Raw genomic sequence first — 20,663 nt, 5'->3', positions numbered from 1 at the left:
TATCGGAAGAGCTGCGTTCTCTGGTGGTGGAGCTGTTAGTCAGGTAGCCCTGACTTGATTCCCAGAAGGCCAATCTGTACACACGCTTGGCCGTCCATCGGATTCAACGGCCGTGCGCTCCGCCGTGATCGGCAGATGTACTTTTCTGCCTGACATCCTACATGATGCGCCGTCATGCGCAACTCTGCTGGTCGAGTACCTGAGGAGGTGAAGATGGCCGGTCGTGGACCCGCCCCGAAGGACCCGGCGAAGCGCCGCCGGCGGAACACCGATGCGGCCCCGCTCGTGACCCTGGAGCCGGACGACGAACTTCGTGGCCCGGAGCTGCCGGCGGGCGTGCTCGGCGAGGACGACGGAGAGCCGGTCGACTGGCACCCCATGACGAAGCTGTGGTGGGAGTCGTGGCGGACGTCGGCACAGGCGCAGACGTTCACCGCGACGGACTGGCTGTTCCTGATCGACACGGCCCTGATGCACCACACGATGTGGGCGAAGGGCCGGTGGGAGTTCGCGTCCGAAGTCCGCCTGCGCGCAGCGAAGTTCGGCGCGACCCCGGAGGACAGGGCGCGCTTGAAGATCCAAGTTGACGTTCCCGGTAGCCGTCCGGCTGCGACCCCGACGACCCCGGCCGGCGTGACCGACATCGCGTCTCGCCGATCCCGCCTGACAGCCTAGGAGGACCGTGCCGCGCGCAGTCGTGCGCGCCCCCGGTCACGATCGCAGCGCCTCCCTCGGGTGGATGGCGCTCGCGTGGATGGAGTTCTTCGTTCGTCACGGCCCTGGCGACGTCCAGGGCGAGCCCGTTCGTCACGGCGACGAGTACAGCTCGTTCGTCGCCGACTGCTACGCCGTTGACGGCGCCGGCAGGCTTCTCTACGACTCCGCGTTCTTCAGCCGCCCAAAGGGCTGCGATAAGAGCGGGTTGGGCGCCCGCATCGGCCTTTTCGAGGCTTTCGGCCCCGCCCGCTTCATGGGTTGGGCGGAGGGCGGAGAGGTCTATGAGGACCCGTGGGGTCTCGGCTTCGCCTACGTCTACGAGGCCGGCGAGCCGATGGGGCAGCCGGTCAAGGTCCCCTACCTCCGCATCATGGCGACGGAGGAAGGGCAGACGGGCAACGTCTTTGACACGATCCACTTCAACCTGACCGATGAGGCGTCGCCGCTCAGTCATATTCCCGGCGTTGACGTCGGGATCACCCGCATCATCCTCCCCGACGGCGGGGAGATCATGCCGTCTACCGCGTCGTCCAGTTCCAAGGACGGCGGTAAGGAGACGTGGGTCTGTTTTGACGAGACCCACCTCTACAACACCCCCGAACTTCGGCGGATGTACGCGACAGTTACGCGTAACCTCCGGAAAAGGAAAAAGGGCGCACAGACGTGGTATCTCGAAACCACGACCATGTTCGCCCCCGGGCAGGACTCGGTAGCTGAGCGCACGTACGAGGAAGCGGAGGCCATCCGCGAGGGTCGGAAGAAGCGCGGTCGATCGCGACTTCTGTACGACCACCGGTACGGCGAGTGCAAGGACTTGAAGAACGAGGACGCCCTCCGGGCCGCTCTCATTGACGCCTATGGCGACGCGATGGAGTGGATTGACCTGGATTCGCTCGTTGACGATTTCTACGACACGAGAAATGACAGCGCGGATGGCCGGCGCTACTTTCTCAACTCCCGGACCGTTGCCTCCGATGCCTGGATGGATCCCGACGCGTGGGCTGCCTGCCGGAAGGCGGAGGCCCTGGCGGACGGGGACCTGATCACGCTCGGTTTTGACGGCAGTATCCGGGACGACGCCACTTCGCTGTGTGCTGCCCGCGTCTGGGACGGGCACCTCCAGGTGCTCGGCGTCTGGGAGAAGCCTGAAGGGCCCGAGGGTGAAGGCTGGCAGGTGCCGCGCGACGAGGTTGACGCGGCCGTACATCGGGCGTTCGAGCGCTACGAGGTCTGCGGGATGTACGCGGATCCGCCTCACTGGCAGGACTACGTAGACGCCTGGACCCGCGACCACGGCGACAGTCTCCGCGTGCGTGCCACGCAGGCCCGCCCGGTCGAGTGGTGGACCAATCGTCCAACTGCCATGGAGCAGGCGCTTAACCGATTTCGGGAGGCCGTGGAGGACCGCGGACTCTCGTTCGCAGCAGCGCTGAACACCGACGACGCGGAGGGAAACGAGGCGCTTCGCCTCGGGGCGACGCTTACCCGGCACGTGCTGAACGCGCGCCGCCGGCTGATGGGCCGGAACGCGCTCGGCATCGGGAAAGAGCATGCGAAGTCGCCGAAGAAGATTGACGCCGCAATGGCGGCTGTTCTCGCGTACGAATGCCGGGCCGACGCCGTCGCGCTCGGAATTACCAAGCGGCCTAAGCGGTCGTCCCGTCTCGTTGCGTTCTAGGAAGGGAGAGTGCGGTGACACTCGATATCACGGTGCCCGAATCTCCCGGCTGGTGGCTGGCGAGGCTCGGCGCCCGACTGCTCAGCGAGCGGTACGACCACACAGAGCCCCGCGGTCCAGGCCGAGTAGAGCGGGTTCCGGGGCTGGACACGCTTCGCGCTTACGCGGAGGGGTTCGCGCCTCTTCCGTCGGTTCCCGGGGTGGATCCGGCGGAGGCGCAGGAATGGATGCGGGACGCCCGAACCAACTGGATGGCGTTGGTCATCGACTCGCCGGCCGAGCGTCTGGGCGTGACGGGATTCCGTTTCGGCGATTCCAGTGGAGCCGACGCGGACGCTAACCGGATCTGGCAGCAGTGCGGGATGGACGCCGAGTCGGAGCTAGTCCACTACGGAGCCCTGTCTCAGCGACGGTCGTTTGTCATCGTGGAGAAGGGCCCGGACGGTCTGCCCCGGATGCTCCACAAGTCGGCCCGCCAGGTGGCGGTAGCCTACGACCCGCATGACCCGCGAGCCATCCGCGCGGCCCTCTACCTGTACCGCGACGACTGGACAGGCCAGACGCGGGCAACCCTGTGGACGCGGACGGACATCGTGGACATGGTGTCGCCCGTCGCCGACGTGACGTTCCCGGAGGGCATGAGCCGCCTGGACGGTTGGGACTTCCTCACCCTGCCCAGTGGCGAACCCAGCGTGGAGCCGAACCACTTGGGCGTCGTGCCGGTCGTGCCGTTCGTCAACCGGCGGAACCGCCGGCCGACGGGCTACGCGGAGCACGAGGACGTTCTCAGCATTCAGAACCGGATCAACACTGGCGTCATCCAGCTCATGGCTGCCGGCCGTTACGGTGCCTTCCGCCAACGGTATGCAGCTGGTCTGGAGGTGGACGAGGATCCGGTGACGGGGGAGAAGATCAGCCCCTTCAAGCTGGACATCCGAACCCTCTGGACTACGGAGTCCCCGGACGTGAACTTCGGGGAGTTCCAGGCCACGGACCTGCGGCCGTACGTGGCGGCTGTGGGGGCGGCGGTTCAGGATCTGGCAGCTATCAGTAAGACGCCACCCCATTACCTCTTGGGCCAGGTCGTCAACGTCTCCGGCGATGCTCTGAAGGCAGCGGAAACCGGGCTCGTGTCCCGCGTTCGCGCGAAGCAGCGCGAGTTCGGCGAGAGCTGGGAATCCGCTATGCGGCTGTGCTTCCGGATCCTTGACGACCCGCGCGCCGACGAGGCGTCCGCAGAGACCATCTGGATGGACTGCGAGTCGCGGACCGTGTCCGAACTGGCCGACGCTGCCGTGAAGAAGGAGGCGGCCGGCGTCCCGTGGCGTCAGCGGATGGAGGATCTCGGCTACACGCCGGCGCAGATTGACCGCATGGAGGTCGACCGGGCGCAGGACGCGATGATGGCCCCGGAGTCGTCGAACGTGACGCCGCTCCGCACACCTCCGCAACCGCAGGATCCGCGGGCGGTGATCGGGCGTGACACCGGCCTCCCGCAGGCAGCCTGACCCCGAGGCGCGGTACAACGCGCAGGTGTCGGCGACGTGGACGAGCGTGCTCGCCCGTCTCAGTCGGTCGTGGCAGGGACTCGGGTCCTGGCGGGACGCCGATGTCAGCCGCTTTCAGCGCTCAGCGCTCCCCGTAGTCCAGGCCGGACAGCGGACGATCGCGTCCCTGACGGCCGGCTACCTGGAGCAGATGCACCGGGAGGTTACGGGCGCCGCTTCACCGCGGATTCAACTCGACCCGAACGAGGTGTCGGGGGCAGCCGTCCGGAACGGGACCGACCCCGCTGACGTCTACCGCCGGCCCTTCAAGGTCACGTGGAAAGCCCTGGCCGACGGCGAGCCCTTCGACGTCGCCCAGCAGCGCGGAGCCGACCGCCTGGAGATCCTGGCGAAGACGGATCTACAGTTGGCCCGGACTCATTCGGTAAAGCTCGTCCTGGACCAGCAGCCGCGCGTGACGTACTACGTCCGTGAGCTGCGAGGAGAGCACGACTGTGCGCTGTGCATGATCGCGAGCACACAGCGGTACTCGAAAGAGGATCTCCTCCCGATCCACCCTGGCTGTGACTGCGGAGTGCGTACCGTTCGCGCCGACTACGACCCGGGACAGGTGGTGGACGAGGCCCGGCTAGAGGCCATCCATAAGGCGGTAGAGGAAGCGGTAGGGCAGTCCGCCCGTGACGCCCGCACCGTCGACTACCGCCAGATCATCATCCAGCACGATCACGGCGAGATCGGGCCCGTACTCGGCTTCCGTGGCCAGAACTTCACCGGCCCGAACGACCTCCGCCCCTCGACCTGAGCCCGCCATGGGCACCAACCATCCATCCCGACAGGGGAGTTACCACCATGCGCCGACGCGCTCTGAACCGCTCCGCGATCCACTCGCTTGTGACGGCCCAGCCTTGGACCCTCTACGACGACGACCCGACGGCCGGCGGTGGGGGCGGTGGTAACCCGGTTGGCCCGAACGGCTTCCCGGAGTCGACCCCGGTCGCCGAGATGAGCCACGAGCACCAGGCGGCCTACTGGAAGCACCACGCGCGCAAGCACGAGCAGCGCGCGAACGCCGCCCCGACTACGGAGGAGCTGGCCCAGCTCCGCGCCGACGCCGCCGAACTGGCCACCCGGAGGCAGTCGGAGATGACCGAGACCCAGCGGCTCCAGGCGGAGAAGGAAGCGGCCGAACAGGCTGCCGCGCAGGCCCGGGCAGACGCGGAGAACGCCACCCGCCGCGCGCTGCTGCTGGAGGTGGCCAGCACGAAGGGGCTGACCCCCGCGCAGGCCGAGCGACTTCGGGGCAGTACCCGGGAGGAGCTGGAGGCCGACGCGGACGCTCTGAGGACTGCGTTCGGCGGAGGCGACCAGAGCCGTCGACCACCGCTCGGCACCGGCTCCGACGCCGGCATGGGCGCGAAGACGGTGTCCGCCGGGGCTGCCCGTTACGCGGCCCGGCACGGCAAGAGCTAACACCCCACGGAGGGAACACACACATGGATCTGTCCCTGAAGTCGATCAACTTCAGCCAGGACCGGCGCGACTGGCTGGGCAGCGAGCACGGCACCGACGCGCCGCGCTCCGTCAGCCTGGACGTCTCGAAGTTCACGCAGGCGACCCACTACCCGGACGGCTACCTGAAGTCGGGTATCCCGCTCGGCAAGATCACTGCGAGCGGGCTCTACGGCCCGTACGACGACACCGCCACCGACGGCCGTCAGACCTGCGTCGGGCTCCTGTTCACGGGCGTCGGCGTGGTCGACCAGCGCGGCCGAGTCTCCACGCAGGTGGGCGGCTCCATGCTGCTCCACGGCTTCATCCGCCTGAACAGGCTGCCCGTCCCGCTGGACGCCAACGGCCAGGCCGACGTTTCGGCCCGCATCTACACCGTCTGAGAGGACGTGACGCATGCAGCTCATTGACGAGTATGCGACCCCGGCGGAGCTGACCGGCTACGCCCGTGCCGCCCTGCGCGACTACCAGGTCAACCAGTTCGCGCTACACCAGTTCCTGCCCGACAACACGGTGAACGATCTCAGCTACCGGTTCACTCGGGGCGGCGGTAACCTCGTGGACGCGGCGGTTTACCGCAACTTCGACGCGGAGTCCGACATCGGTATCCGCGAGGGCGGCGCTCGGGTCTATGGCGAGCTGCCTCCGATCTCGCGGAAGCTGCCGCTCGGGGAGTACGAGCGAATCAAGCGGCGGAACCTGGCGTCGGAGGGCGAGGAACTCCGCTCGGCGCTGGAGACGGACGCGGAGCGCCTGGCGCAGGGCATCGCGGCCCGTGTGGAGCTGGCTCGCGGTGAAGCGATCTTCAACGCCTCCATCGCCCTGAATGAGAACGGTGTTCAGGGCGGCGTGGACTTCGGCCGTCGTCCGGGTAACTCCGTCGCCCCGGCGAAGACTTGGGACGAGCCGACCGCAACTGTGTCCGACGACATCGACGCGTGGATGGAGTACTACCTCGCCCTGAACGGCTTCCTGCCGGAGCGGATGCTCATGCCGCGCAGGATCTTCAACTTCCTGCGTCGCAACGACCAGATGCGCAACCTCATCTGGCCGAACAGCGGGAAGACGAGCGACCAGCTTCCCACCCTGACGCCGACCCAGCTCATGGACGCTATGAGCGCGGCTGGCCTGCCAACGCCGATCCTCTACGACGCTCAGGTGAGCGTCGCCGGCGTCTCGACGCGAGTCACCCCGGCGAACAAGGTCGCGCTCCTGCCGCCGGCGAACGTCAAGATCGGCGAGACCCTCTGGGGCGCTCCGATCGAGTCCGCCGACCCCCGTTACGGTCTGGCCGGTGACGAGGCCGGTGTAGCGGTCGGTGCGTACTACTCGGAGGATCCCCAGACCCTGTGGACCCGGGCGACGGCCATCGTGCTGCCGATCATCGGCAACCCCGACGTCACCATGACCGCAACCGTCGTGGCGGCCTGACATGGCGCGGCTCGCAACGAACGTCCATCTGCGGGATGAGCGCGGCGTCGTGCACGTCTTCGGGCCCGACGACGAGGTACCGGAGTGGGCCGCGCAGCGCATCACCAACCCGGCGGCGTGGGCGGAGCCTCCGAGCACTCCGACGGAGACGGCTCCGCCTGCGCGCCGGTCAACCCGACGGAAGGCGACCGATGCCGACCCTGTTCAGTCAGGCTGAGCTAGCCGCGTTCCTCCAGCGCCCGGTGACCACCGAGCAGTACGACACTGCCCACATGCTCACCGCGGACGCCATCACGGGGGAGACGGCGGGCAGGCTCACCGACCCGCCTCAGCCGGGCATCCGGTCCGTGGCACTCGCGGTAGCAGCCCGCTCCCTGACGAACCCGGGCGGGCTCCGGTCGGCGACAGCCGGCGCAGTCTCCGAGTCCTACACGGACGCGCTGACGGGCGCCGTGCTCACGGCACAGGAAGTCCGGCGGGTACGCCGGGCGGTTGGTCTGGCGGGTGGCGCGTCCTCCCTGGACATCGGGCCGGACGAGCCGGCTCGGCGGTACCTCTACAACTAGGGAGGACGACGCATGCTGTACGCCACCGAGACTGTCACCCGGCTCCGACCCGGCCCACCGACACAGGACCCGTACGGCAACGACGTCCCGGGGCCGGCAGTGGAGGCCGACATCACAGGTTGCGCCGTCCTGCCTCCCGGAGGGCAGACAGCGGCGTCAGTGGAGCTGATCGAGGCGCGTGATCAGGTGACCGTGGTCCGCGTACTGTTCGCGCCGGCGGGCACCGACCTCCGGCCGACGGACCGTGTCCGCCACGACGGCACCGTGTACGAGGTGCACGGGGAACCGTCGCCGTACCCCGGCCCTCTCGCCCATGTGACCGCCCACCTGAAGCAGGTGAGCGGCTGATGGCGACGTACCGCAGCACCTACACCGGCCGCTACAACGGCATCGGCAACCTGCTCCGCAGGCCCGGCGTGCAGCAGGCGACCGCGGAAGCGGCAGAGCGGATGAAACGCATCGCACAGTTCCTCTCGCCAGTCGGCGACCCGGCGGCGGATCCGCATCCGGGCCAGTACCGAGAGTCCTTCAAGGTAGAGCCGATCGTGAAAAACGTGCCGTACCGCGGAAAGAGCCGGATGCGTGCCGGGAGCCGGCTCGTAAACGTCTCCGACCACGCCCGCGCCGTGGAGTACGGCAACGGCAAGGTGCAGCGCTACGCCGTCCTGAGGACCGCCATCGACGGCGCGCGGGTGAACGATGGCTGAGCCGGTGGACGCGGAGGCCGTGCTCGCTCGCTGGCTCCACGACACCTTCGCCGTCCGGACGTGCACTGAGCTGCCACCGACCGTGGAGACGGTGCTCCCCGTCGTACAAATTGCGACCGTCGGCGGGCCGGCAGACCGCTTCGGCGGTCGACCGCGGATCGACCTGGACGTGTATGCGGCCGACTACGCCGCCGCTCGGACGCTCGCGCTGCGCATCACGCGCGCGCTGACGGGATGGCGCGGACCCGCGTCGCCGGGGGCAGTCGTGAGCGACACCCGGGTGGACGCAGTGCCGTCCCGTCGACCGTACGACAACCCCGCACTTCGGCGAGTTGGGCTGACGGTAACTGTCACCCTCCACCCGGCGGCCTACTGACCAACTGACCTACACAGGACCGCAGTTATGCGCTGCGGCCCTCACGCATGCCCCGGGAGGGTTCGTGAGTGACACCCGCAATGCCGATCTGACGTTCGGCGCAACCGACTACCTGGCGTACCTGGCGCCGCGTGACACCGCGTCGCCGACCGGGTTCGCCGCGCCGTCCGGCGCCTGGAAGTGCCTGGGCTGGATCACGACCGCCGGCGGTACGTTCCAGATCAGCGACGAGAAGAAGGACATCACCGCTGCCGGCTCGCTGGAGCCGATCCGCACCCTGATGACCCGCAGCACCAAGACCGTCAAGATCACGTATCAGGAAGCGCTGAACCCGATGATCAGGGCGCTGTACGACAACGTCCCGATCTCCACCCTCCAGCCGACCGACGGGATCGCCTCGTACGATCTGCCGGACAAGCCGAACAATCTTCGCTACGCGTGGATCCTCGACACCATCGACGGCTCGAAGCGGGTCCGGCTCTACATGCCGGCCGGGCAGATCACCGAGCGCGGCGACGAGCAGCCCCAGACTGATGACGTGTGGGCGGTGGAGATGACCGCCACGTTCTACAAGGGCGCCAACAACTCGCCGGCCGTCCACCGGACGATCGACTACGGCGGCATCGACGTCTCGGGCTTCTTCGCCTGACGTGTAGTCAGTTGTCCACCGTGGGTCGACCCACGGTGGACATCCCATCCCATGAGTACCCGAGGAGAACCATGACTGACATCACCCCCGCCACCGCTCAGGAGATCGAGGCGACGGCCGACTACGTCGCCGTGGAGCTGGACGGCGAGACCCTGCGCGTGCTGCCCGTCGGCCGGTGGCGGCCAAGCTTCCTGCGTGCCCTGCGTGTCGCCGACTTCGACGCGTGGGCTGTCCTCGCGCTGCACCCGGACGACGTCGCCACCTTCGTGGAGATCGACGCCACCATGGACGAGCTGGGGGCATTCACCAGCCGCGCCATGGAGGCGGCCGGGGAGGCCCCGGGAAAGTCTGGGGCACCCTCCAAGTCCTCCAGGACCACGCGGAAGCGCTAGAGGCGGATCTCGCCTGGCGCGGCATCGACCTACTGGACGTCTACCGGGGCACGCTCTCACTGCGCCGGCTCCGTGTCCTGGTCGAGCACCTGCCGCCCGACTCGGCGACGAAGACGGAGATGCGCAACGCGCTGACGGATGACGAGCGCGAGCGACTGTCGCAGGGCGCCCGCCCGGACCTGGCCGCGTGGAGCGGCGCTGAGCTGCTGCTCGCCAGCATCCTGGACGCGATCCGCGCGCAGACGGCCGTCGCCGTCGCAGCTGCCGGAGGGAAGCCGCAGATGCCCGACCCGACGCCGCGCCCTGGCATCCCGCCGAAGAGCCCCACCTCCCGACGCCTGTCGGACGAGCAACGCCGCGCGCTGGACCCGCGGCTGAGAACTGAGCCGCCCCGGGAGGCGTGATGGCAGAGCTGGACATCGTCGGCAGTGCCGGCGTCGACATCGTCCCCGTCCTACCGACGTTCCACCGGAAGCTGAAGGACGCCGTTCTCCCGATCGCTGACAGGGTCGGCCTGGAGGCTGGGCGGACGCTCGGCGACCGGATGGGCGAGAGCCTCCGGTCCGGGCTGGCTGGGGCCGGTCAGGGCGTTGGGCGGGTGCTCGGCGACGAGATCGCGGCTGCGATGCAACGCCGCATCTCCGACGCGCTCCCCGACGCCGTCCAGGCCGGCGGGCGCAGGGCTACTGCCTCCGCCGCTCGGTCGGGCGAGGAGACGGGCGGTGCTTTCGCGCGGTCGGTTAAGGGCCGCCTGGAAGCGGCGTTTCGGTCCCTGCCCAAGCTAGACGTGCGCGCCACAGATACCGGCCTGGACGCTGATCTCGCCCGGGTCCGGGCCAAGTTGGAACAGCTCTCCGGCAAACGGATCGGCATCGACATCGACGCCGCTACCGCTGCCGCCCGCGTGGAGGAGCTGGACGCCCAGCTGCGCCGACTCGGCGCCCAGCACCCGAACCCGACGGTGCGCATCGACGCCGCAACCGCCCGGGCCGCACTGGCTGAGATTCAGGCCGAGATTGACGCGGTCACCCGCGATCCTCACGAGGTCCAGGTCCGGCCCGGCCGGTTCCGTGAGCAGCTGATTGCCCAGATCCGCAGCGCGACGGAGGGGCTTCCCGTCGTGGACGTGGAGGTCTCCACCGACGAGGCGGAGGTTCGGCTCGCGCGACTGCGCGCCGAGATGGTTGCGATCCCGGAGCGCCTGGCGACGGACGCGCACTTCACCGACGCCGACGCCGTCGCGGCTATCGCCCGGCTGCGAGCCCAGCTTACGGAGCTGAGCGCCAGCCCCGCCCGTATCGACATCAGGGCCGACGCTGCGCGTGCTGAGGCTGAACTAGCTGTTGTCTCGGCCACAGTGGCAGCACTGGACGCTCAAAAGGCCGAGATCCACATCGACACCGCCGGGGCAGCCTCCGCTGTCACGGTGCTCGCGATCCAGATCGCTGCACTCGCTGCGATCCCGGCAATCCCCGTCTTGGCGGCGGGAGTCGGCGGGCTTGCGGCTGCATTCGTCGCCGCCGGCGCGGGTGCGGGCGCGCTCGGCCTGGCAGCCCTTCCCGCGATCCGCGGCATCACCGAGGCGATGCAGGCACGCAAGGCCGCTGAAGACGAGGCCGCCAACGCGACCCGCTCCAGTGCGAACGCAGATGTCACCGCGCAGCAGCACGCGCTGTCGCTTGCGGGTGCACAGCAGTCACTCGCGTCCGCACGGCGGAGCGCTGCACAGCAGACAGAGAACGCTGCTCGCCAGATCGCGCGCGCAGAACAGGGCGTCGTGGACGCCGTCGCCCGCGCGGCCGACGAGCAGGCCGCCGCTGCCCGCAAGGTGCAGGACGCGGAGCGGACTCTCGCGGATGCGCAACGCACTGAGCAGCAGGCGCAACAGGAGCTGACCAGCGCGCGAAAGACGGCAGCGCAACAGCTGGAGGACTACCAATCGCGCCTCGCCAACGGTGCGTTGGACGAGCGGGAGGCGACGCTCCGCGTCACCAAGGCGCATCAGGAACTGCAGGCCGTCAAGGAGCTGGGCGAGCTTGCGACGCGTGAGCAACTCGCGCAAGCACAGCTTGCCTATGACCGTGCGGTCCAGAACGCGAACGACCAGCGAACCTCCTACACGCGGCTGCAAGCGGAGGCGAAGGCGGCTAGCGCGGCCGGTGTCGACGGTGCTCAGGTCGTCGTCTCCGCGCAGGACCGTCTGACGAAGGCGCAGCGCGGCACGGCGGATGCTGCACAGGCTGTCGCGGATGCGCAGGCGGCTGCTGCGAAGACGGCTGCCAGCTCCGCGCGTTCGGTTGCGGACGCTCAGGAGCGTGTTGCGGAGGCGCAGCGCTCTGCCGCGCAGGCGGCGCAGTCGGCGGCGGATTCGATCGCGAGTGCTCAGCGCGGCGTGCGGCAGGCGATGCTGTCGAGTGCCACGACGGCCGGCACCGCGACGTCAGCGGCCGACAAGTACCAGCGGATGCTAGACAAGATGTCGCCGTCAGCGCGGGCGCTGTACGACGCCGTTGCGGGACCGCACGGGCTAAGCAAGGCCTTCACGGAGTGGGCCGACAGCGTGGCGCCTGACGTCCTCCCGCTTTTCACGCGAGGTGTCAACGGAGCGAAGGCGGCGATTCCCGGGCTGACCCCGCTCGTCCTGGCGGCAGCGCGGGCTATCGGGCTGCTGGAGGACAAGGCGTCGGCGCAGCTGAAGACGCCGTTCTGGCAGGGTTTCAAGCGGGACATCGACGCGTCTGCCGAGCCGGCGATCGTTGGGCTCGGCGTCACGTTCGGCAACGTCGTCAAGGGGATGGCTGGCGTTATAGACGCCTTCCTGCCGCACATCGACGGCATCACTGCGCGGATGACTGGCGCATCCGGCAAGTTCGCCTCGTGGGGCAGCAGCCTTAAGGGCAGCCCCGAGTTTGAGAAGTTCCTCGACTATGCCGCGCGCACGGGGCCGCAGATCGCAGAGATTCTGCGCAATGTCGCGGACGCGTTCTTCGCGATCGGCGAGGCACTCGCTCCGCTGTCGGGGCCGGTGCTCGACGGTCTGAAGTGGCTGTCCGGTGTCGTGGCGAAGCTGGCCACGGATTACCCCGGCCTCGTCCAGGCAATTTGGCTCGGGATCGCTGCGTTCAAGGTGGCCCGGCTAATCGCTTTCGGCGCGGCAGCCGGAATGGCGGCCTACAACGTCGTGACGGGCATAGCCACCGCCGAGACCGGCGCACTTGCGACGGCTATGCAGATGACGGGAATCGTCCCCATCATCATGGCGATCGTTCTCGTGGTGTCCGCGCTGGTGGCCGGTGTTATCTACGCGTACAACCACTGGACCTGGTTTCGTGAGGCGGTGCTCGCTACTTGGCACGCCATACAGGAGGCGGCGCTATTCGCCTGGAATTCGGTCCTTCGTCCCACATTCGACGGAATCACGTACGGCCTTCAGGTCGTCGGAGCTGCTGCTATGTGGCTTTGGGAAAACGCGATCAGCCCAGCGTTCAACTTCATCTGGGAAGCGGCGCGGATTCTCTTTGCCATCGTTGTGACGGCAGTCATTGTGCCGATCATGCTGGCAGTGCAGCTGCTCGGCGCGATCGCCATGTGGCTGTGGACGGATTGCTTCAAACCCACCATCGACGGGATCTCGGCTGGCGCGAGTTGGCTGTGGCGGGAGGGGCTTTCTCCGCTCATTGACGCCGCGATGACGGGTTTCAAGAAATTCGGCGACGCGGCGGTTTGGCTCTGGCGGTCGTTTATTCAGCCGACGTTCGAGAGCATAGGCGCGGGTGCTACGTGGCTCTGGCGCAATGCGATCAAGCCGTCTCTTGATGCCATCGGCGGCGGGGCGAGTTGGCTGTGGGACCATGCGCTGCAACCGGCGTTCGAGGCGATAAAGGGAGCCCTGGGGCCGGTCGCGGACGCCTTCGGAAAGGCTCAGGAAGCCATCTCGAAGGTGTGGGGTCAGATCGTTGACATCACAAAAAAGCCCGTCAATTTCGTGATTCAGAGCGTATACACCGACGGCATCAAGGCCGTTTGGGACAAGGTCGCCGACTTCGTCCACCTCCCCAAGCTGCCCGATGCTCCGAAACTTCTGGCGGCCGGTGGAACTGTCGGCCCCGGCTGGGGCGAGGCCGTTCCGATGGTCGTTAACCGCCCCACGGCGATTGTCGGCGAAGGAAACCCAGCCTACCCGGAATACGTCATCCCGACGGACCCGCGATACCGGAAGCGAGCCCTCGCGTTGCACGCTGCCGCCGGAACTCAGCTCATGGCGGATGGCGGAATTCTCGGTTCGATCGTGGGCAAGGTCAAGGGTTTCGCCTCGGACGTCTGGGACGCAGCAAAGGACGGGGCGGATCTTCTGGTGCACCCGTCGAAGATCTGGGAAAAGCTGACGAAGCCCGTTCGGGATCTCTTCTCGCAGGTGACCGATTCGCCTCTCGGTAAGGCTGTGATCGGCATCCCCGAGAAACTGATTACCGGACTCAAGGACAAGATCGTCAGCTTCGTCACTGGCGGGGGCGGCGGAGGCGGAAGTCAGGCCGCCGGAAATGGCGGATCCGGCGTCCAGCAGTGGGCGCCGACGGTCCTCCAGGCACTGACCATGCTGGGGCAGCCGGATTCATGGCTGGACACCGTCCTGCGACGGATGAACCAAGAATCCGGCGGTAACCCGACGATCGTCAACAACTGGGACTCGAACGCGGCTGCCGGAACTCCGTCCGTCGGCCTGATGCAGGTCATCGGCCCCACTTTCCGTGCTTATGCCGGTCCGTTCGCCGGGACGGGCCCGTTCTCGTACGGGACCTCGACCGACCCCCTGGCGAACATCTACGCCGGCCTGAACTACGCGATCCACCGCTACGGCTCGCTGGCTGCGCTGAACCGTCCCGGCGGCTACGACTCCGGCGGCTATCTGCCGGTGGGGACGAGCCTCGTCTACAACCACACCGGATCGCCGGAACCGGTGTTCACCACTGGCCAGTGGGACGCCATTAAGCGCGGCGGTCTCCACGACTCCGGGGACGTCACGGTCAACGCCCGGGTCTACGTCGGCGATCGCGAGATCACGGACATTGTCCGCGTGGAGGTCGACCGCGCGGAGACAGCAACAGCTATGGCCCTGACGACTGGGAGGCGGATCTAGTGAGCGTCAGTACGAATCTCCTCGCGGCGTCGGTCTCCGACATCGAGAGCAGCACCTCCGGGTGGGCCGCGGGGACGAACACCACGCTGGCGCTGGGGACGCGGGGCTTCACCGGCTCCGCGTCCCTGAAGTTGACGGCGACGGCTGCCGGAACCGTCTCTGCGACGACGGTGACCCGGGTTGCGGTGACGGCCGGCCAGGTCTACACCGCGTACGGCTACCCGGCGCTGGAGGCGGCAGCGACGGGCCGGGCCGTGAATGCCTTCATCGGGTGGTACAACGTCGCGAGCGGCGGCTCCCCGCTGTCGTACTCGACGTCGCCGAACACGACGCTGACGAGCACGACAGCGTTTCAGACGCCGCCCCCGATCCTGGTCGCCACCGCCCCAGCCGGCGCGACCTACGCGATTGTCGGGTTCAACATCACGGGGCTGACCGCCGGACAGGCGGCACTGATCGACTCCGTCGCGCTCGGGCCGGTGCCGCTGCTCGCGGGAAACCTGCTCGGGTACGCCGCTCAGTCTGTCGAGCAGGACGCCTCCGCGTGGGGCGCCTGGTACGGGCTGACGGTCGGACGCAGCTCCACGGCAGCCGTAGAGGGTGCATGGAGTCTGCTGCTGACGTCCACCCTGGCCGGCAACACTCAGTGCGGCGGGGCGTCGTCCGTGACGACGACACCCGGCACGGACTACGTCGGGTACGCCTCTGTGCAACCCGGGACGGCGGGCGTCCCCTTCGCCATCGACCTGCGATGGCACGACGCGAGCGACACCTACCTAGGTGTGACCAGCTCGTCCACCTGGAGCGACCTCCCAGCCGGCACCTGGACGCGAGTCGCCGTGACGGGCCAGGCTCCGGCCGGCGCAGTGAAGGCGCGGCTCGTCCTGCGTCCGCAAGCGACGGCCGCCGGGCAGACGTGGCTGTGCGACCAGATGGGCATCCAGATAGCGGCCGGCAACGAAGCCGGGAACCTGCTTCCTTACTCCGCCTACTCCATGGAGGGCGGCGTAGGCCCGTGGACAGCATCGGGCGGCGGGACGATTACAGCCAGCAGCGCGCAGGCTGCAGAGGGCGTTCTCTCCCTGGCGCTCACCTGCACCGGCACCGCGGACGCCGTGGTGTCGCTCGCAACGCCCGTACCGGTCACTGCCGGTCAGGCCTACCGCTTCCGCCCGTTCGTGAGGCCTCCGGTCGACGGGCTCCCGTATACCGTCCGCCTGGACTGGCTGAACGCGGGCGGGCAGACGATCCGGCAGACGTCCTCCGGGATCACTGCCGGCGCCGCGTCGGCCTGGACGGCGAGCTACACCTCAGACCTGGCTCCGGCGGGGGCCGTCTCGGTCCGTCCGTCGATCGTCCGGAGCGGCGCGACGGCTGGAGAGGTCTGGTACGTCGACCGCGTGTACCTGGCGGCCGGCGGATTGGCAGCGTGGGCGGAACCGTCAACCGCCGGCTACGGCGCAGTCGTGCACGTCCAGGGACTCACCACGGACGGTCGGAACCGCTGGGGACTCTGGAGGACGACACCGGACGGCACGCAGACCCCAGTCCGCGGCTACTCCGGTGACCTGACGGCGGAGACAGTCACCGGTGACACGGCCGTGGTGGAGGACTACGAAGCGCCCCTAGGGGTGCCGGTGGCCTACTACGTGAAGGCCTGGACGGCGCCGGCCGGAGCGGACTGGGCGGCGTACACCGTCGACTGGCTCACTCTCGTGCACCCTGACCCGCTGGCCGTCGTCCTGAAGGACCCGGCACTGCCGGCGCGAAACGTCAAGGTCACCGTCAGCACCATGCCCGAGTGGAAGCGCGGCGCGCGCCAGGGCGTCCACGAGATCCGCGGCCGATCCCGACCAGTGATCCTCACCGACGTTCGGGCGTCCCGAACCGGCAGTGTCGTGCTAAGCACGGCCACGGATGCGGAGCGCCAGGCCCTCGTCTGGCTCCTCAGCTCCGGTCACACGCTTCTCGCGCAGTGGCCGGCGTCGTGGGGCGAGTCGGACGCCTATCTCCAGGTGGGCGACGTGGACGAGGCGCGCCCGTCCGGGTACGCGCCTCAGCCCGACCGTGAGTGGACGCTCGCGCTGACGGAGGTTGACCGCCCAATCGGCGGCCTCGTCGGCACCGCCGGTCGCACCTGGCAGGCCGTGCGCGACGGCTACAGCACCTGGGCCGACGTCCTGGCCGGTGCCCGCACCTGGTTGGACGTTCTCACCGGAGTTGGAGGCAGCTGAATGTACCCCGTGAGCGCGGCGTTCATCGCTGCCCTCTCTACCCCGCATCAGGTTGTCGTGCGTGTGGACGGCAGCTTGGCAGGCACCCCGACCGTGACGGATCTCCCCATCGTGGGCGGGTCCGTCACGGTGGACCGTGGCTCGAAGGTCCGACGTTCCCTCTCGCTGACGGTCGCGGATTCGTCGTACCTTCCGTGGACCGCGACGGACCCGCTGGCCGTCTACGGGCAGCAGCTCACCGTGTCGCGCGGGATCCAATTTCCGGACGGCACACGGGAGATGTGCCCGCTCGGCACCTTCCGTCTGGATGACCCGGGCGGGGACGTCGACATGGGACCGGTCACCCTAACGGGCAAGAGCCTGGAGGCAGCCATCCAGGACGACCGCTTCACGGCCCCTCGGTCGACGTCGGGCTACTCGTCCACGGTCGTAGCGATCACAGCGCTGATTCAGGAAACCCTGCCAGGCGCGGTGGTGCTCAACTCGACCGGCCGTGACCAGCCTTGCGCCCGCGTCGTGTGGGACGCACAGGCCGACCGGTGGGACGCCGTCGCAGCCCTGGCGACCAGCATGCAGGCGGAGTGCTACGTCAACGTGCTCGGCCAGTTCGTCATCGCGGACATCCCGAACCTGGCGACGGCGAGCCCGGTATGGACGATCGCGGCAGGACCGACGGGCAACCTGGTCGCCGCGAGCCGGAAGCTCTCCCGGGCCGGCGTCTACAACGCCGTGATTGCGTCCGGTGAGAGCGCGTACGCGGGTCTTCCGCCGGTCTCCGCCATGGTTCAGGACACCGACCCTGCGAGCCCGACCCGGTGGGGCGGCCCGTACGGACGCGTGCCCAGGTTCTACAGCTCTGGCCTACTGACGACAATTGCGCAGTGCAGCGCGGCTGCTGCGTCGATGCTGCGGGACGCAATCGCACCCAACGTTGAGACGGCGTTGACCAGCCTCCCCAATCCTGCCTTGGAGGCCGGGGATTGTCTCCGGCTGACGTACGCCGGCGGACGCACGGAGCGGGTGCTCGTGCAGTCGTTCTCCGTCCCCCTGGACGTCGCAGGGGACTTCTCCATCACCCTTCGAGGAAGCAGGGCGGACACCCCATGAGCGTCCTTGCCGATGCCATTCAGCGAGCCGCGGAGCGAGCCGTCATGGAGCGCGGATCCGCCTGGATGCTCGCCACCGTGACGGCCATCGGGACCGGCGTCGTCTCCGTCTCCACACCGACCGGCCCCGTTGCCGACGTGCGCCGGCTCTCCAGCTACTCCAGCCCCGTCGTGGGCGACACGGTCATGGTCACCCGCAACGCGGCGGGGACCTGGCTCGTCGTCGGCGCGTTGACCTGATCCTGAGGAGGATGAATGCCCGGAACCGACTCCTACCAACAGGGGCTCCCTTACCCAAAGTTGGGTGACGCACCCAACGCCGAGTCCGCGCTGAGTTCGCTCGTCAACGCGGTGGCTCCCCGGGGGAACATGCGGTTTACTGACGCGGCTGCGCTGACCGCTGCTATCCCCAGCCCGGTGGCGGGTATGGAGGCCTGGCTGACGGCCGAAAAGCGGAAGGTGGTCTACGACGGGGCCACCTGGCAGACCTACGTCCCACAAGGACAGTGGATCACCTGGACTCCGAACTGGAACTTCGCGAACGGTGCCCTCGGGACGAGCACATCCGCCGGCCGCTACCGGCGGACTGGAACCACGATTGAGCTGGAAGCCAAGATCGTGTGTGGCCTTTACTCCAGCCTTGGGGATGGTGGCGTTGGCTTCACCCTTCCCGTACCCGCTCAGGACAGCGCTGACCTGATGCAGTTCCGCCAGGGCCAGGGACGCCATGTCGACGGCACCGGGTCGGCTTGGCACACCCTGATCGCTGTCATCGACCGTGGGGGTCTGACGGTCTCCGTGTTTGCGTACCGGCTCTGGGACATGGGCTGGGTCGTACCCGGCGGAGCAGGCACAGGCCAGGGCGGTAGCGGCTCGCTCGCATGGGCCCCCGGTGGCTCCCTGCGCATCCAGCTGTCGTACGAAGCACTGAGCTAGGCCCCGTCGGAATCTCCAGCCCCCGCCGTTCGGCGTCGGGGCTTTTTCTATGCCCTGAGGAGGGTTCGCATGTCGACGTCCCCCGCAGCGATCATCGCCGTCGCACTGCCGGAAGTCGGATACCACGAAGGCCGGAACCCCAACGGCAGCTGGAACAACAGGGAAAAGTACGCGGCCGAAGTCCCCGGCCAGGCGTGGGTGTCGGACGACGGAGAGCCCTGGTGCGCAACCTTCGTGTCCTGGCTGGCGCTGAAGTCCGGTAACGCAGACGTCTACCCGCGCACCGCGTCCTGCTCGTTCGCCGTCGCGTGGTTCCGCGCCAAGGGCCGGTTCAGTGAGTTTCCGAGCGTGGGCGCACAGGTCTTCTTCGGCTCCGGCGGTGGCTCGCACACGGGTTTGGTCATCGACTACGACGACAACACGATCACCACCGTCGAAGGCAACACCAACGACAACGGATCGGCGGAGGGTGACGGCGTCTACCGCAAGGTGCGCCGTCGCCGGGACGCCTACGTCTACGGCTACGGACACCCCGACTTCGCGCAGGGGCCGCGCCGCGCGGTGGAAGCGAAGTGGGTGATCGACGGTTCGGCGGCTCCAACGCCGACCCCGACGCCCTCCACGCGGATCGTCGTCGTCCGGGCCGGCCAGACGCTGGGCGCAATTGCTGCTGCTGCCGGCGTCGCGCTGTCCGTGATCCTCGGGCTTAACCCGCAGGTGAAGGACGAAAACGTCATCCACCCCGGCGACACCATCACCGTGCCGGCCGCCCCAGGCCAGGTCCCGCAGCCGACGAACCCCGGTCCGGGGTCGGCGCCCGCCCCGACGCCTCAGCCGTCGAACCCGGGCAGCTCCAGCGGCTACCCGGGCGCCGACCGCTTCGGCCCTGGCGCGAACAACGCGTTCGTCACGCAGCTGGGCCAGATGCTCGTCAAGCGGGGCGGTGGACGCTTCTACACCGTCGGTCCCGGCCCCCACTGGGGTGACGCCGACCGCCAGGCCGTCGCCGCCTTCCAGCGTGCGCAAGGCTGGAGTGGGGGAGACGCGGACGGCATCCCGGGCCCGACGACTTGGGCCTACCTCGTGTCGGGTCAGGGCCACAACATCCCGGCTGCCTCCGCATCGACGCCCGCCCCGTCGGCTGCGCCGTTCCCGGGCAACGTCTACTTCCACGCTGGCGCGTCGAACCGCTACGTCACGCAGCTGGGCCAGGCCCTCGTCCGTCGTGGCTACGGGGCGTACTACAAGGTGGGGCCGGGCCCACAGTGGACGGAGGCAGACCGCCAGGCCACGGCCGCTTTTCAGCGCGCGCAGGGCTGGCGCGGCACCGACGCGAACGGCTACCCGGGCCCCGAGACCTGGAAGCGGCTGATGCGATGAGCCCAGAGATCATTGTCGCCGTCATCGGTGCGGCCGGCGTCGTGGGAGGTGCCACGGTGCCGGCCGTACTCGGCCTCCGGCGCGCCCGCGGGGCAGCGGAGGAGGAGGGGGCTGCCACCCGAGAGAGCGTCGCGCTACACATGGCGGCACTGGCTGAACGGATAGACGGCGTTCGCGACGAACTCCGCTCTGATGTCAGCGAGTTGCGCGAACAGATCACCGACGTCCGCGCCTGGCAGGCGGGGCACGACGCAGAGCATCTGCTGTACCGGGGCCACCCGGACGGGTGACGCTGGTCGAGGCAAACAGCTCCGCTCTCCCGCCCAGTAACCCCCTC

General features: G+C 68.5%; 21 protein-coding genes. All 21 read left to right on the top strand.

The window, feature by feature from the left end; genetic code table 11:
* Positions 1-213 precede the first annotated feature (213 nt).
* Positions 214-675 (top strand): phage terminase small subunit, encoded by a 462-nt coding sequence (locus ACZ58X_RS29635; RefSeq protein WP_470336659.1) that lies wholly within the window; start codon positions 214-216, stop codon positions 673-675.
* 64 nt (positions 676-739) lie between these two features.
* Positions 740-2,395 carry a terminase gene (locus tag ACZ58X_RS29630; RefSeq protein WP_470336658.1) on the top strand — a complete coding sequence of 552 codons (1,656 nt, stop codon included), beginning with the start codon at positions 740-742 and terminating at the stop codon, positions 2,393-2,395.
* A gap of 14 nt (positions 2,396-2,409) precedes the next feature.
* Entirely contained in the window at positions 2,410-3,903 is a 1,494-nt protein-coding gene (locus tag ACZ58X_RS29625) for a phage portal protein (protein ID WP_470336657.1), read from the top strand.
* A 25-nt stretch (positions 3,904-3,928) separates the two neighbouring features.
* On the top strand, positions 3,929-4,705 hold the full coding sequence (locus ACZ58X_RS29620; protein WP_470336656.1) for a hypothetical protein: 777 nt from the start codon (positions 3,929-3,931) through the stop codon (positions 4,703-4,705).
* Between the two features lie 47 nt (positions 4,706-4,752).
* Positions 4,753-5,373, top strand: a complete 621-nt coding sequence (locus tag ACZ58X_RS29615) for a hypothetical protein (protein WP_470336655.1) — start codon at positions 4,753-4,755, stop codon at positions 5,371-5,373.
* A 23-nt stretch (positions 5,374-5,396) separates the two neighbouring features.
* A complete protein-coding gene (locus tag ACZ58X_RS29610) occupies positions 5,397-5,795 on the top strand; it encodes a head decoration protein (protein ID WP_470336654.1) in 399 nt (132 codons plus the stop codon).
* Positions 5,796-5,808: 13 nt separating this feature from the next.
* On the top strand, positions 5,809-6,843 hold the full coding sequence (locus ACZ58X_RS29605; protein ID WP_470336653.1) for a major capsid protein: 1,035 nt from the start codon (positions 5,809-5,811) through the stop codon (positions 6,841-6,843).
* Between the two features lie 191 nt (positions 6,844-7,034).
* Positions 7,035-7,409, top strand: coding sequence for a hypothetical protein (locus ACZ58X_RS29600; RefSeq protein ID WP_470336652.1), 375 nt, complete (start codon positions 7,035-7,037; stop codon positions 7,407-7,409).
* Positions 7,410-7,421: 12 nt separating this feature from the next.
* A complete protein-coding gene (locus tag ACZ58X_RS29595) occupies positions 7,422-7,757 on the top strand; it encodes a head-tail adaptor protein (RefSeq protein WP_470336651.1) in 336 nt (111 codons plus the stop codon).
* Positions 7,757-8,116, top strand: coding sequence for a hypothetical protein (locus ACZ58X_RS29590; RefSeq protein WP_470336650.1), 360 nt, complete (start codon positions 7,757-7,759; stop codon positions 8,114-8,116). Before ACZ58X_RS29595 ends, ACZ58X_RS29590 begins: the two co-directional genes overlap by 1 nt.
* A complete protein-coding gene (locus ACZ58X_RS29585; protein ID WP_470336649.1) occupies positions 8,109-8,492 on the top strand; it encodes a hypothetical protein in 384 nt (127 codons plus the stop codon). Before ACZ58X_RS29590 ends, ACZ58X_RS29585 begins: the two co-directional genes overlap by 8 nt.
* Positions 8,493-8,556: 64 nt before the next feature.
* Positions 8,557-9,141 carry a phage tail tube protein gene (locus tag ACZ58X_RS29580; RefSeq protein ID WP_470336648.1) on the top strand — a complete coding sequence of 195 codons (585 nt, stop codon included), beginning with the start codon at positions 8,557-8,559 and terminating at the stop codon, positions 9,139-9,141.
* A 71-nt stretch (positions 9,142-9,212) separates the two neighbouring features.
* Positions 9,213-9,533, top strand: coding sequence for a hypothetical protein (locus ACZ58X_RS29575; RefSeq protein ID WP_470336647.1), 321 nt, complete (start codon positions 9,213-9,215; stop codon positions 9,531-9,533).
* A gap of 119 nt (positions 9,534-9,652) precedes the next feature.
* On the top strand, positions 9,653-9,937 hold the full coding sequence (locus ACZ58X_RS29570) for a hypothetical protein (RefSeq protein WP_470336646.1): 285 nt from the start codon (positions 9,653-9,655) through the stop codon (positions 9,935-9,937).
* A complete protein-coding gene (locus ACZ58X_RS29565; RefSeq protein ID WP_470336645.1) occupies positions 9,937-14,670 on the top strand; it encodes a transglycosylase SLT domain-containing protein in 4,734 nt (1,577 codons plus the stop codon). Before ACZ58X_RS29570 ends, ACZ58X_RS29565 begins: the two co-directional genes overlap by 1 nt.
* Entirely contained in the window at positions 14,670-16,904 is a 2,235-nt protein-coding gene (locus ACZ58X_RS29560; protein WP_470336644.1) for a hypothetical protein, read from the top strand. The genes ACZ58X_RS29565 and ACZ58X_RS29560 overlap by 1 nt, the downstream gene beginning before the upstream one ends.
* Positions 16,905-18,011 carry a DUF5047 domain-containing protein gene (locus ACZ58X_RS29555; protein ID WP_470336643.1) on the top strand — a complete coding sequence of 369 codons (1,107 nt, stop codon included), beginning with the start codon at positions 16,905-16,907 and terminating at the stop codon, positions 18,009-18,011.
* A 44-nt stretch (positions 18,012-18,055) separates the two neighbouring features.
* Positions 18,056-18,250: a hypothetical protein gene (locus ACZ58X_RS29550; protein ID WP_470336642.1), complete on the top strand. Its 195-nt coding sequence runs from the start codon at positions 18,056-18,058 to the stop codon at positions 18,248-18,250.
* 15 nt (positions 18,251-18,265) lie between these two features.
* Positions 18,266-18,946 (top strand): hypothetical protein, encoded by a 681-nt coding sequence (locus ACZ58X_RS29545; RefSeq protein WP_470336641.1) that lies wholly within the window; start codon positions 18,266-18,268, stop codon positions 18,944-18,946.
* A 69-nt stretch (positions 18,947-19,015) separates the two neighbouring features.
* Positions 19,016-20,326, top strand: coding sequence for a peptidoglycan-binding protein (locus tag ACZ58X_RS29540; RefSeq protein ID WP_470336640.1), 1,311 nt, complete (start codon positions 19,016-19,018; stop codon positions 20,324-20,326).
* Entirely contained in the window at positions 20,323-20,616 is a 294-nt protein-coding gene (locus tag ACZ58X_RS29535) for a hypothetical protein (RefSeq protein WP_470336639.1), read from the top strand. The genes ACZ58X_RS29540 and ACZ58X_RS29535 overlap by 4 nt, the downstream gene beginning before the upstream one ends.
* The last annotated feature ends 47 nt before the right edge of the window (positions 20,617-20,663 follow it).

Source organism: Kitasatospora sp. NPDC040550 (assembly GCF_055594965.1).
The sequence above is the reverse complement of the archived record's forward strand: the minus strand, read 5'-3'. Positions and strand labels throughout refer to the sequence as shown.